Below are 13,201 nucleotides of genomic sequence, written 5' to 3' on the forward strand. Positions count from 1 at the left end.
TGCCGGGCCGGTACCGTCTTCACACATCGACCGCAACGTGACCTGATCGATCACTCTTTCCTAGTGACATACCGCGCGGTATGCGCGCAGACTTTGCGCAGCCCTTACCACCGCCTAGGCAATGTCGCCCCGGGAGGACACCGTGCTGAGCACGATGCAGGACGTACCGCTGCTGATCTCGAGAATCCTGGCCCACGGATCGACGATCCACGGCGCATCACAGGTGATCACATGGACCGGTGAGGGCGAGCCGCACCGGCGCTCCTTCGCCGAGATCGGTGACCGCGCGGCCCAGTTGGCCCACGCGCTGCGGGAGGATCTCGGCGTCACGGGCGACGACCGCGTGGCGACGCTGGCCTGGAACAACGCCGAGCACGTCGAGGCCTACTTCGCGATCCCCTCCATGGGCGCGGTCCTGCACACCCTCAACCTCCGCCTCCCTCCCGAGCAGCTGGTGTGGATCGTGAACCACGCCGCCGACCGGGTCGTGATCGCCAACGGTTCCCTGCTGCCGCTGCTCGCCCCGCTGCTTCCGCACCTCAAGACGGTGGAGCACGTGGTGGTGTCGGGGCCGGGCGACCGTTCGCTGCTCGCGGGCGCCGGCGCGGTCCAGGTGCACGAGTACGAGGAGCTCATCGCGGGGAAGCCGACCACGTACGACTGGCCGGAGCTGGACGAACGCCAGGCCGCCGCGATGTGTTACACCTCCGGCACCACGGGTGACCCCAAGGGTGTGGTGTACAGCCACCGTTCGATCTACCTGCACTCCATGCAGGTGAACATGGCCCAGTCGATGGGCCTGACGGATCAGGACACGTCGCTCGTCGTGGTCCCGCAGTTCCACGTCAACGCCTGGGGTCTGCCGCACGCGACCTTCATGACCGGCGTGAACATGTTGATGCCGGACCGCTTCCTCCAGCCGGCCCCGCTCGCCGAGATGATCGAGTCCGAGAAGCCGACGCACGCGGCCGCCGTGCCCACCATCTGGCAGGGCCTGCTCGCCGAGTTGACCACCAAGCCCCGCGATGTCTCCTCCCTCACCCAGGTCACCATCGGTGGCTCGGCGTGCCCGCCCTCGCTGATGGAGGCGTTCGACACGCTGGGCATGCGGGTCTGCCACGCCTGGGGCATGACGGAGACGTCCCCGCTCGGCACGATCGCCCGCCCGCCGGCCCATGCCGTGGGTACGGAGGAGGAGTTCGCGTACCGACTGACCCAGGGCCGTTTCCCGGCGGGCGTCGAGGCCCGCCTCTCCGGCCCCGGCGGCGAACGACTCCCCTGGGACGGCGAGTCGGCCGGCGAGCTGGAGGTGCGCGGCGCCTGGATCGCCGGCGCCTACTACAACGGCCCCGGCGGCGAACCCCTGCGCCCCGCCGACAAGTTCAGCGAGGACGGCTGGCTCAAGACCGGTGACGTCGGCACCATCAGCGCGGACGGCTTCCTGACCCTCACCGACCGCGCCAAGGACGTCATCAAGTCCGGCGGCGAGTGGATCTCCTCGGTGGAGCTGGAGAACGCGCTGATGTCCCACCCGGACGTCGCCGAGGCGGCCGTCGTCGCCGTACCCGACGACAAGTGGGGCGAGCGCCCGCTGGCCACGGTCGTCCTCAAGGAGGGCTCCACCGCCGACTTCGAGACGCTGCGCGCCTTCCTCGCCGACGAGGGCCACATCGCCAAGTGGCAGCTCCCGGAACGCTGGTCGATCGTCGAGGCGGTACCGAAGACGAGCGTCGGCAAGTTCGACAAGAAGGTGCTGCGCAAGCAGTACGCGGAGGGCGAGTTGGACGTCACGCGACTCTGACGACGCCCGACGCAACCCACGGGCGCTCGTGCCCGAAGAACACAGACGCAGGCCGGGCGGGGCCCCACGGGCCCTGACCGTCGAACACACGGGTACGCCGGACGGGGCCCACGGTCCCTGTCCGGCGCACGCGCGGCCACCTCGTACGCCGGGAGCGGTCACCGCCAGCTCAGCAGCCGCGCGTCGCAGCAGCTGACGCTGTACGTCGCAGCAGCTCACCGGGTACGTCGGAGCAGCGCACGCCCGAGCGGTCGGAGCAGCGCTCACGCCGTACGGCGAACGGCGAACGGCCGTACCGAAGTGGTCACCCATCCCAGCACCAGCCACAGGCCCGCCACCGCGCACACCCCGCGCCACCCGAAGTGGGTGAACGCCGGGCCGGCCAGGGCCGAGGCGATGGCGCCGCCGGCGAAACCGGCGACGACGTAGGCGGTGTTGGCGGTGGCCGGGGTGGAGGTGGTGGTGAGGGCGAGAGTCTGGTTGGCGACGTGGGAGGCCACCAGGGCCGCGTGGACGGCGATCGCGGCCACGGACAACGACACCATCACGTGTCCGCCGAGCCAGAACAGCGGTACGGACGCGGCGGCGAGGAGATACGCGGACCGTACGACCTTGGCGGCGCCGAAGCGGTCGACGAAGCCGCCGGCCAGCGGAGCGACCCCGCTCGCGGCAAGCCCGAACAGGCCGAAGAGCCCGGCGGTCGCGGTCGAGAGGCCGTAGCCCGCCGCGTCCTCGCTCGTCAGCAGGAGCGCGAGGGAGGTCCACAGGGCGCTCCAGGCGCCGTACATCCCGGCCTGGCGGACGCACGCGCGCCACAGGTCGGGCGAGCGTCGGACGACGGACGGCAGGGCGGTGAGGCCCGAGAACAGGGAGCCGGTGCGCGGGGTGCGCTGCTCGACGGGCAGGGCGTAGGCCGTGAGCATGCCCAGCGCGGCCGTCAGTGCCGCCGCGCCCACGAACACGGCCCGCCAGCCGAAGGCCTGCCCGGCCAGGCCGCCGAGGACGCGGGCCGCGACGATGCCGGTGAACAGGCCCGCGATGACGGCCGCGACATGGCGGGCGCGCCGGTCGGCGGGGGCGCGCTGGGCGACCAGCGGGACGAGAAGCTGCGGGACGACGGTCGCGGCGGAGGCGACGAGGACCGCGGCGGCGAGCGCGGTGGTCCCGGCGGCTGTGGCGCCGGTGACCAGCGCCGCGGCCGTGACCAGGGACAGGACGGCGACCAGGCGGCGCCGGTTCACGCTGTCGCCGAGGGGGGCGAAGACGAGCAGGCCGGCGGCGTAGCCGAACTGGGCGACGGAGGCGACCCAGGCCACTGCGGAGGGGGTCGAGCCGAAGTCGCGGGCGATGAGGGGGAGCAGCGGCGCCGCTAGGTAGATGTTCGCGGCGGTGACGGCGCTGGCGAGGGCGATCAGGGGGAGGAGGAAGCGGCCGGCGACGCCGGGCTCCCGGGTCGGGGTGCGGGCCTGTCGGGCGGTGACTGCTGTCGGCATGGCGGGGACGTACTCCTCGAGGTCCTCGGGGTTCTTGGAGTCGGCTCTAGCAACTAACTGGTTGGTTGGAAGGTGCAACAGTGTGAACCGCATCCGAATTCCCTGTCAACCAACCAGTTGGTTACAAGGGGTGGTCCCGGCGGTACCCTGCCCTCATGGCAGTGAGAGACCCCGAGGCCACCAAGGCGCGGATCTACGAGGCGGCGGTCGCCGAGTTCGCCCGCCATGGCATCGCGGGCGCCCGCATCGACCGCATCGCCGCCGCGGCCAAGGCCAACAAACAGCTGATCTACGCCTACTTCGGCAACAAGGCGGAGCTGTTCACGCAGGTCCTCAGCACGCGCATGGTCGATCTCGCCGCCGCCGTCCCCGTCGACCCGGACGACATCGAGGGCTGGGTCGACCGACTGCTCGACTACCACGCCGCCCACCCCGAACTGCTGCGCCTCCTCTTCTGGGAGGGCATCGAGTACGGCACCGCCGAACTGCCCGACGAGACCGAGCGCCAGGACCACTACACGCGCAAGGTCGCCGCCATCGAGGACGGCCAGGCCCGGGGCGTCATCACCGACGGTTTCCCGCCCCGCGACCTGCTGTTCCTGCTGACGGCCCTGGCCAACTGGGCCGCCGCCGTCCCGCAGATGCGCCGCATCCTCACGGGCCCGGAGGACGCCGACCGCGCCCGCCTGCGCGCCTCGATCAAGGAGGCGGCGCGCAGGCTCGTCGCACCCTAGGCGTGGACTCGCTGGTCGGCTAGTTGGTCCCGATCCGGGCCAGGAGATCCACGATCCGCGCCTGCACCTCGCTGCTGGTGGACCGCTCGGCAAGGAAGAGAACGGTCTCCCCCGACGCCAGCCGCGGCAGGTCCGCCTGGTCGACGGCGGCCGTGTAGACGACGAGCGGGGTGCGGTTGAGCTGCCCGTTCGCGCGCAGCCAGTCCACGATTCCGGCCCGCCGCGGATGAACCTGCATCAGATCCATCACCACGAGATTCGGCCTGAGCTGCCCCGCGAGCGTCACCGCGTCCGCGTCACTCGCGGCCCGGGCCACCTGCATCCCGCGCCGCTCCAACGTGGCGGTCAGCGCGAGCGCGATCTCCGCGTGCTCCTCGATCAGCAGCACGCGCGGCGGATGCTGTTCCGTATCCCGCGGCGCGAGCGCCTTCAGCAGTACGGCGGGATCGGCGCCGTACGCCGCCTCGCGCGACGCCTGCCCGAGCCCGGCCGTCACCAGGACCGGCACCTCCGCGGCAACGGCGGCCTGCCGCAACGACTGCAGCGCGGTCCGGGTGATCGGCCCGGTCAGCGGGTCGACGAACAGCGCGGCGGGGAACGCAGCGATCTGCGCGTCGACCTCCTCGCGCGAGTGCACGATGACCGGCCGGTACCCACGGTCGCTCAGCGCCTGCTGGGTCGTGACGTCGGGCGCGGGCCACACCAGCAGCCGCCGCGGGTTGTCGAGCGGCTCCGGCGGCAACTCGTCGTCCATCGGCTGCGGCCGCGGGGTGTCCGCGATCTCGACGGCCCCACCGGGACCGTCCAGCGGCTCGGGCCCCTCGGCGGCGTTCTCGTCGGGCGCCCCTATGGCGTACGACCGCCCGTTGCCCTCGGTCGCCCCCGCGAGCCGCGACTGCCCGGCGAGCGAGGGCTGGGACTGCGGCTGCGGCTGTACGGCGGACTGCTCGGCCGACGGGTGCGGACGGGCCGTCTGCTCGGGCGCCGCGGCGGCGGGGTCGGGCCGCGTACCGAGCTTGCGGCGCCTGCCGGAACCGCCCGGCTGGTTCGGGGGAGGCGTGGCCGACGGCAGCGGTCCGACCGCCGAGTGCTGCTGCACCTGCACCGCCTGCCGATTGAACGGCACACCCTGCCCCAGCGTCCGCACACTGATCGCCCGCCCCTGCGTGGAGTTCGGGTCCACGGGCGCGGAGGCGGCCTCGGCGGGGAGCGGTTGGGCGGCACGGGGGTGGGAGGCGGTGGCGGTGGTGGCTGTGGTGGGCCCGTTGACCACGTGGGCCCCGTTGGTCCCGTCGGCCCCGTTGTTCTCCGGGGGGAGAGGGGTGCCGGGGTGGAGCTGTGGGTGCTGCGGTGCGTGTGCGGCCTGCGGGCTCTGTGGGGCTGCCGGGGCCGGAGGAACGGGGGCGGGGCCGCCGTTCGGCGGTACGACGGGCATGGCGGCGCCGGTGGTGTCGTCGGCGGCGGGCCATGACTGGGGGACGGGCTGGGGGACCGGCGTGCCAGGGGGCGGCGTGCCAGGGGTGCCCGGGGCGGTGCCCTGGGCGGGGGTGCCTTGAGAGGGAGTCCCCTGGGGCGGGAGGGTCTGGCCGGTGGGTGCCTCCGCCGGGAGGGGCTGTCCCGGGGCGGCGGGCACGCCGGACGCGGACCCGGCCTGGTCGGGCACGGGGTGGCCGGGCGCGACCTGCGCGGGTGCCGCCTGCGCGGGGGCAGGGTGGCCGGGGGCAGTGCCTTGCGCGGGGAGGGGGGCGCCGGGCTGCACGTGGACACCGGGCTGGACGGGGACGCCGGGTTGCATGGGCTGCGCGGCCTGAGGTGACTGCACCGGCTGGCCGGGCTGCACCTGCTGCCCTGCCGCACCGGCGTGAGCCACCGCATCGGCGTGAGCCACCGCACCGCCCTGACCGACCGTGCCGGGCTGGCCAGCGCGGGCCTGGGGCACGCCGGCCGCCGGGACAGGCGCACTCTGGGCCGGAATCTCCTGCCCGGGCACACTCTGCCCAGGTACTGCCTGTCCGGGTACTGCCTGTCCGGGCACACCCTGGGCCGGAACTTCCTGAGCGGGCGCCCCTGTTGCCCCTGTTACTCCCGGAGCTCCCGGGACTCCGCTCGACTCCTCCTCCGCACGCTGGCCGACGGCCCGTCGGCGACGCCCCGTCGGCGCGCTCGTGGGATGCGGCTGCGGCGGAGTGTGGTCGTCGGCCTGACTGTGCGGTACGGCATCGTGCCGGCCCTCGTCGGCGAGAGCGTCACCGGTAACACCCTGGCCCGGAGCCTGCGTTTGTCCAGGAACGTGTCCAGGAACGTGTCCAGGAACGTGTCCAGGGACCGGAGCAACCGGGGCCTGCCCCGGAACCGCTCCCGGAATCGCTCCCGCAGCCTGCCCCGGAACCGCCCCCGGCGCCTCCGCACCCTCGGACGCCCGGTCCGCGTCCGCCGGCGGCAGGGCGAACACCGCGCGGGGCCCCGCCTCCTGCGCGGCGGCCCGCTCCGAGGCGGCGGCCAGCGCACGCCGGCGCCGTCCGGTCGGCTGCTGGGCGTTCTCGACGTGTGCGGCACCCTCGGCACTCTCGCCGGCCGGGCCCTGCGCCGCCCCGCCGGAGGCCAACGCAGGCAACGCGGGCGGCAACGCATGCTGTTCGGCACCGTCGTTCCGGGTACTCCGGCCACCGGGCGCGGGCACGCCCTGCGGGGGCACGGTCCCGCCCAGTCCGGTCCCGACGGCCGCAGTCCCGGAGGCATGCTCGGAGGCCATGACGACGGCCCCCTCGGCGACACCGGCGACCGATCCTCCCAGCGCACCCGGACCCGGACCCGCAGCGGCCCCCTCGACCGCACCGGCCGCTACACCCGCACCGGCTGCTGCATCCGCCTCCGTACCCGCACCCTCGGCAGACCGCCCCCGCCGCCGCCCAGTACCCCCGCCGGAGCCTTCCCCGGCGTCACCCGAAGGCTGGGCCGGAACCGGCGCGATCTCCTGTACGGGCGCACTCGCCGCCCGCCGCCTGCGCCGCCCGGTCGGCGCCGAGGACTCCGCCTCGGCAACGGCACCGTCGGCGTCGCCCGCCACGTCGACGTCCAGGAAGGCGTCCGTCGTGGCCCGCCGGGCCCGCCGCCGCCCGCCGGTGGCCTGCTCGGGGAGTACGGCCTCCGCGGGGGCCGTGGGAGCCGTGGGAGCCGCGGGGGCCGTGGGGGCCGCCTCCAGCGCGGCCGGACCGGGGGCCGCGACGGCCCCCGCCCCGCCACCGAGCGGCACTTCGAGGACGTACGCGCTGCCGCTCATGCCCGGCACCTCGTGCGTCTGCAGCACGCCCCCGTGGGCGCGCACGATCCCGCGCACGATCGGCTCGTGCACCGGGTCTCCCCCGGCGTACGGCCCGCGCACCTCGATCCGTACGACCTCACCGCGCTGGGCCGCCGCGACGACGACCGTGTTGTCCATGTAACCGCCCGCCGAGACGGGCGAGTTGCCGGTGGCGTCGACGCCGGCGACGTCCGCGACGAGGTGCGCGAGGGCCGTGGCGAGGAGCTGGGCGTCGACCTCGGCCTCGATGGGCGGCGCGTGTACGGCGAACTGCACGCGGCCGGGCCCGATGAGTTCCACGGCCCCGTCGACACCCGCCGCGACGACGGCGTCGAGCATCACGTTCGTGCGCGTGATGCCGGCCGTCCCGGTGTCGAGCCGCTGGTACCCGAGGACGTTGTCGATGAGCGTCGTGATCCGCGAATAGCCGGCGGACAGGTGATGGAGCACCTGGTTGGCCTCGGGCCACAGCTGCCCGGCGTCGTCGGCGGCCAGGGCGGCCAGTTCGCGGCGCAGCTCGTCGAGGGGCCCGCGCAGCGACCGTGCGAGCAGGGTGAGAAGTTGCTCATGGCGTCCGGCGAGGGCTTCGAACCGGTCCTTCTCGCGCTCCCCGAGCGCGGCGTACCGCTCCTCGCCGGCGGCCAGCTCCTCGTCGTGCTGCTCCTGGAGTTCTTCCAGTTCGGTCACGTGCTTCTGGCGCAGCGCGGTGAGTTCGGAGGCGTGTTCCTCGGAGAGCCGTTCCAGCTCCTCCGCGTGCCGCTTGTCGGCGGCGGCCTTCTCCTCGACGAGCGCGTCGTACGGCCGCCGGTCGGTGAAGGTCAGCACGGCGCCGACGAGCTGGTCGCCGTCGCGGACGGGCGCGGTCGTCAGATCGACGGGAAGCCTCTCGCCCTTCTTCGACCACACCACCTGCCCGCGCACCCGGTGCTTGCGCCCGGAGCGCAGGGTGTCGGCGAGCGGGGACTCCTCGTACGGGAAGGGCGTGCCGTCGACCCGGGAGTGGAGCACGAGATCGTGCAGTCCACGTCCGCCGAGGTCACTGGCCCTGTATCCCAGTATCTGGGCGGCGGCCGGGTTGACGAGCACGATCCGCCCGTCGGTGTCCGTCCCGACGACGCCCTCGGACGCGGCCCGCAGGATCATCTCGGTCTGCCGCTGCGACCGGGCCAGCTCGGCCTCGGTGTCCACGGTTCCGGTCAGGTCCCGTACGACGAGCATCAGCAGTTCGTCGCCGCCGTAGCCGGAGCTGTCGTAGGCCTGCTGGCCGTTCTCCAGGTTCGCGCTGGTGACCTCGACCGGGAACTCGGTCCCGTCGGTCCGTCGGGCGATCATCCGGGTCGGCTTGGTCCGGCCGCGCGGATCCATGTGGTCGGGCCGCCGCATGGACCCGGGGATGAGCTTGGAGTCGAACTGCGGCAGCAGATCGAGCAGCCCGCGCCCGACCAGGGCGGTCCCCGGCGCCTCGAAGGCCTCGAGCGCGATGGTGTTCGCGTTGACGACGGTCCCATTGGCGTTGACCAGCACCAACGCATCGGGAAGCGCATCGAGTATGGCTGCGAGGCGAGCAGCGCCTCGGGATGGCCTGCTGCTCACGAGACGCTTCCTCCCTGTTACCGCACCTTGCCGACCGCTCGGGCCATCTTGCCAACCGGCCCGCGACGTGTCACGCGAGGGAGTCTAAGGGCAGTGGTTGCGCTCGCGACGCCGGATGAGAGGGAGGTCGCACGACGAAGTGACGTAGAACGTGTGACCCCATCCGCGACCAGGCGTCCCGCTGAGGCGCAGCGTTCCGGAGTCGGGGCATCCGCCATGAACCGCCCACACCCGACGCGACCTCCCTCTTCCGCCCGTCGGCCGACCCCAGGCCCACCCCTTACACCCACCCCCCACGCCTTCCTCCCCTATGCCTCTATGCCCCTATGCCTGTCGCCCGACCTCGGGCAGCAACGGCACGAGCCGGTCCCACCGCCCGATCTCACAGCCGTTGCTGCGGTCGAACCGCGCGTCGACGGGCCGCCCGGCCCACGTCCCGGTGACATGAGCGGTGGCCGGCCCGCCGTACTGCATGGTGCAGACGCTGTCCCGGGGCACGGCGGCGAACGCGTCCTTCCCCCACCGAGTGTTCCGCTCGACGACGGCACACGCCCCGCCGGCGTCGGGATGACTCCCCCCGCCGGGATGACAGTCCACGTCGTACGTCCCGTCCGCGTCGCTGCCCGCGTTGCGCACGGTGACGGTGAGGTGGTCGCCGCCCGTGGCCCGGTCCTCGTCCCGGACGGGCGGTGGCGCGAGGGAGGAGGAGGCGGCAGCGGGCGCCGCGGACAGGGCGACGGCAGAGCCGACGCCGACGAGGAGGGGGGCGAACCGCGCGAACCGGCCGAGCCGGGTGACCTGCAACATGACCTGACTAACGCGGTCGCCCCCGGGATGTTGCGCGCCTCGCCGCCGCCGATATGCGCTTTGCCCTGCGGCCCGCCCTCCTAGTACCGTGGGAGGCGATTGGTGACACCCCGCTCGACTGTGTCATCATCTGCACGCACCACTCGCGCTCGCGCGGGCGGCTGTGCTGGAGGCGTCGCCTAGTCCGGTCTATGGCGCCGCACTGCTAATGCGGTTTGGGCCTCAAAGCCCATCGAGGGTTCAAATCCCTCCGCCTCCGCACCTCATCACGAAGCCCCGGCCGACACGGCCGGGGCTTCGTCGTTCCGGTGTTCGTTCCAGACCCCGCTCAGAGTGCCGTTTCCGCAGGTCACAAGCGGTATGGCAAACGGATTTCACATGGCGGCGGCAGTCATGTAATGTTCTTCCTGTCGCCGCGAGCGGGCCGGAAGGCCGGGTGGCGGGACAACAAAACAAGCACTCGTAGCTTAACGGATAGAGCATCTGACTACGGATCAGAAGGTTGCAGGTTCGAATCCTGCCGAGTGCACACAGGTCAAAGGCCCGTTGGGATCATCCCAACGGGCCTTTGACATCAACCGCTGACATCAACGCGGCCAGAAGTGTCGATCACTCCTCAGTGTCCGGCTCTTGCTCGCCGTCTGATCCCTCCTCTGCCTCTTCCAGTCCCAGGGCGTCGTCCATCCGATCTGTGGCGGCCTTGAGCGTCGAACTCATCACGTGCGCGTACGTGTCCAGCGTCATCGTGATCGTGCTGTGCCCGAGCGTCTCCATGATCGTGCGAGCGTCCACGCCCTGCGCGAGCAGGAGTGAGGCGCACGTGTGTCGGAGGTCGTGCACCCGCACCCGTCGTACGCCGGCGTCCCGGCACAGGATGGTGAGCATCCGGTTCAGGCTGCGGGGGTCCGTGACGCGGCCGGTCGTCGTCGTGAAGATCAGCCCGTCCGGGTGCCCTGGGGCAGGCTGCCACTTCTTCCCTGCGACCGTGCGTTCCCGTTCCTGCTGGGCTCGGTGCTGCGCAAGCGCCCGGATGCAGTGCATCGGGAGTGACACCGTGCGAATGGAGCGCGTCGTCTTGGGACTACCGAAGATCAGCTCACGCCGGATGCGCTGCACGTTCCGGCGGACACGGAGCTGACCGTTCGTGAGGTCGACGTCCGACCAGGTGAGGGCGAGCGCCTCGCCCCGCCGCAAGCCCGTCGACACGAGCAGAAGCCACAGGGCGTAAAGGCGGTGGGACCGGGCGGTCTTGAGCATGAGGCGGGCTTCGGCGGCGTCCAGCGGACGCACCTCCTTGCGGGTGACGGTGGGGGTCTCCACGATCCGCGCGACGTTCCGCGCGATCAGCTCCTCCCGGATCGCCTGCTGAAGCGAAGACCGGAGGACAGCGTGGATGTACTGGACGGTCCGGGCGGACGGGCGACGCTTGCAGCAGCGGCCCACGGCGCAGCACGAACGCTTGCCCTCGGGGCGCTCCTGGTCCGCGCCGCGCAGGCAGCACAGGCAGGAGTCCTTGAACTCCGACAGGAACCGGCGCACGTCGGCCGGCGACAACCGGTTCAACCGCTTCTTACCGAGGGCGGGGCGGATGTACAGGCGGGTCAGCCCCTCATAGCTGTTCAGGGTGGACGGCTTGAGGCGTGCCGGTGCGATGGTGGCGAGCCAGTAGGTCAGGTGGTCGCCGAACGCCATGGTGGACTCTGCGGCGGGGATGCCATGGCGGGTCTTCTCCTGCAACTCCGTGAGCTTGTCGGCCACTTCCTTGCGGGCCTTGCCGTAGACGAACTTCCGGGTGCGGGTTCCGTCGGGGCGGTAGACGTAGGCGGCGGCGTGATACCGGCCGTCTGCCCGCTTGCTGATCGTTCCTTCACCGTTGGCGCGCTTGGCCATCAGTCGCTCTCCTCAATGCGGTTGCGCATGTACCGGCGTACGGCGTCGACCGGGACGCGGCGAGCGCGGCCGGACGTGAAGCTTTCGAGCTGTTTAGAGCGGATGAGGTCGTAGACCTTGCTGCGGCTGAGGCGCAGGGCGGACATGACCTCGGGGACCTTGAGCGCCTCGTGGCTCGGGGGCATGGCGGTGCTCACGCGGTGACTCCTCCGGGACGGTCCTTCGGGGGTACCTCTGAGGGCCGCTACTTCCGCTACCGCCGCTACGTCGCAGGTCAGGGGCCTGTTCGGGGTAGCGGGAAGGGGTAGCGGTAGCGGATGGGTAGCGGCGGGGTAGCGGCAACCGAGGCCGGTTGCCGCTACCCCGTTGTTGCAGGTCAGGCCACGTTCTCGGTGCCGGGTAGCGGAGGTAGCGGACTTTCCGGGGGCGGGGGGCAGTAGCGCGCCCACGCGTCCCAGAGATCGGCGGCGTAGTAGCCCTTGAGGACGCTTCCGGCGGTCTTGATGTTGCGGGAAGCGATCGGCTCGTCGTCGGCCGTCATGTACTCCGCGAGCATCTTCGACAGCCGCCGGTTGTCGAGCGGCTTGCCGTGCAGATCGGCCCACGGGGCGTCGTCGAGGGCGTTGAGCCGGTCGAGGATGGCGACGGTGGGCAGGCGGTCGATGCCGACCATGACGTGATCGCGCAGATCGGTCAGGAGCCGGACTCCGAGGCCTCCTTTGTCGTTGGCCTTGGACGCGGTCACCAGTGCCACGCATGCCTCGCGTGCCCTCGTGGGCCAGTCGCCGCCGGCCGCGTCGGCGATGGCGAGCAGGGGTTCCCACACGTCGGCCGGGCGGTCGGTGACGCCGTCGGGCATGTCCGGCCAGGCGCCCATGACGAACCCGCGGGCGTGTTCGGCCCATGCGGCGAGCCGGTCACGCAGCGCGTGCCCCTCCGCCTCGTGCAGGCGAGCGCGGAAGGCTTCCACGCGCTCGTTCCTGGCCCGGCGTCGCATCCGGATGATGACCGAGCGGGTCATGATCGTGTCCGGCAGTGCTCCGGCGTTGGGCCCTTCTGGCTTCACGGAGCCCTAGCGAGTCTCGGTAAGGCTGAGTGAGTCTCGGTGAGGCTGAGTGAGGCTGGGTCCGTAGGCATCGTAAGTCATTCGCGTCGCGATGTGCATTGCGTCGCGATGTACATCGCGTCGCAATGCCAATCTTGGGAGGGTGCTCCGTAAGTCGACTCACGGAGCACCCGGCCACCATGGCCACACCCCAGGTCACGGGCTCCGAGTGCTCCGCAAGCGTTTTACGGAGCCTCGCGTGGACTCTGATCAGCGAAAATCCTATGCCGTCTGACATCAACGCCTGACATCAACAGCCGCGTACACCAGCGCACAACGGCGGACGATGGCGGGCTCGGCGCCGTGGATCGACGGCGCTCAACGGCTGGTCACGGGGGGCACGCACCCGAGTGAACGCGCCTACGGATCACCGGAGCGAGTTCGGGGTCGGGGAGCGTCTGGTCGGTGGATTGCGGGCGGTATGACGGTGTGTCTGTACGACCACGCAGGGCGGGTGTGGCTTGATCGTCGGGCGGT

At 71.9% G+C, this 13,201-nt stretch carries 7 protein-coding genes, 2 tRNA genes and 1 pseudogene; 4 read left to right on the top strand and 6 right to left on the bottom strand.

Annotated features, from left to right (window positions below; genetic code table 11):
* Positions 1-121 precede the first annotated feature (121 nt).
* Positions 122-1,801, top strand: a complete 1,680-nt coding sequence (locus ACZ5XS_RS39430; RefSeq protein ID WP_468659724.1) for a long-chain fatty acid--CoA ligase — start codon at positions 122-124, stop codon at positions 1,799-1,801.
* A 263-nt stretch (positions 1,802-2,064) separates the two neighbouring features.
* Here the strand turns inward: ACZ5XS_RS39430 and ACZ5XS_RS39435 are convergent, their stop codons facing one another.
* Positions 2,065-3,294 carry an MFS transporter gene (locus tag ACZ5XS_RS39435; RefSeq protein WP_468659726.1) on the bottom strand — a complete coding sequence of 410 codons (1,230 nt, stop codon included), beginning with the start codon at positions 3,292-3,294 and terminating at the stop codon, positions 2,065-2,067.
* 155 nt (positions 3,295-3,449) lie between these two features.
* Between ACZ5XS_RS39435 and ACZ5XS_RS39440 the strand changes: the two genes are divergently transcribed.
* Positions 3,450-4,028, top strand: coding sequence for a TetR family transcriptional regulator (locus ACZ5XS_RS39440; RefSeq protein WP_468659728.1), 579 nt, complete (start codon positions 3,450-3,452; stop codon positions 4,026-4,028).
* A gap of 19 nt (positions 4,029-4,047) precedes the next feature.
* On the opposite strand, the gene ACZ5XS_RS39445 is transcribed toward ACZ5XS_RS39440, so the two are convergent.
* A complete protein-coding gene (locus ACZ5XS_RS39445; protein ID WP_468659730.1) occupies positions 4,048-8,922 on the bottom strand; it encodes a PAS domain-containing protein in 4,875 nt (1,624 codons plus the stop codon).
* 324 nt (positions 8,923-9,246) lie between these two features.
* A complete protein-coding gene (locus ACZ5XS_RS39450; protein ID WP_468659732.1) occupies positions 9,247-9,729 on the bottom strand; it encodes an SSI family serine proteinase inhibitor in 483 nt (160 codons plus the stop codon).
* A 168-nt stretch (positions 9,730-9,897) separates the two neighbouring features.
* Here ACZ5XS_RS39450 and ACZ5XS_RS39455 point away from each other — a divergent pair.
* Together ACZ5XS_RS39455 and ACZ5XS_RS39460 are read left to right on the top strand one after the other, a co-directional pair.
* Positions 9,898-9,988, top strand: a tRNA-Ser gene (locus ACZ5XS_RS39455).
* 197 nt (positions 9,989-10,185) lie between these two features.
* Positions 10,186-10,258, top strand: a tRNA-Arg gene (locus ACZ5XS_RS39460).
* Positions 10,259-10,338: 80 nt separating this feature from the next.
* On the opposite strand, the gene ACZ5XS_RS39465 is transcribed toward ACZ5XS_RS39460, so the two are convergent.
* The 3 genes and pseudogenes from ACZ5XS_RS39465 to ACZ5XS_RS39475 all read right to left on the bottom strand — a co-directional run.
* A complete protein-coding gene (locus ACZ5XS_RS39465; RefSeq protein ID WP_468659734.1) occupies positions 10,339-11,619 on the bottom strand; it encodes a tyrosine-type recombinase/integrase in 1,281 nt (426 codons plus the stop codon).
* A complete protein-coding gene (locus tag ACZ5XS_RS39470; protein WP_468659736.1) occupies positions 11,619-11,816 on the bottom strand; it encodes a helix-turn-helix domain-containing protein in 198 nt (65 codons plus the stop codon). Before ACZ5XS_RS39470 ends, ACZ5XS_RS39465 begins: the two co-directional genes overlap by 1 nt.
* A gap of 179 nt (positions 11,817-11,995) precedes the next feature.
* Positions 11,996-12,661: pseudogene (locus tag ACZ5XS_RS39475) on the bottom strand (DUF3631 domain-containing protein); the annotation flags it as partial.
* Between the last annotated feature and the right edge of the window lie 540 nt (positions 12,662-13,201).

It is taken from the genome of Streptomyces sp. NPDC033131, from assembly GCF_055578365.1.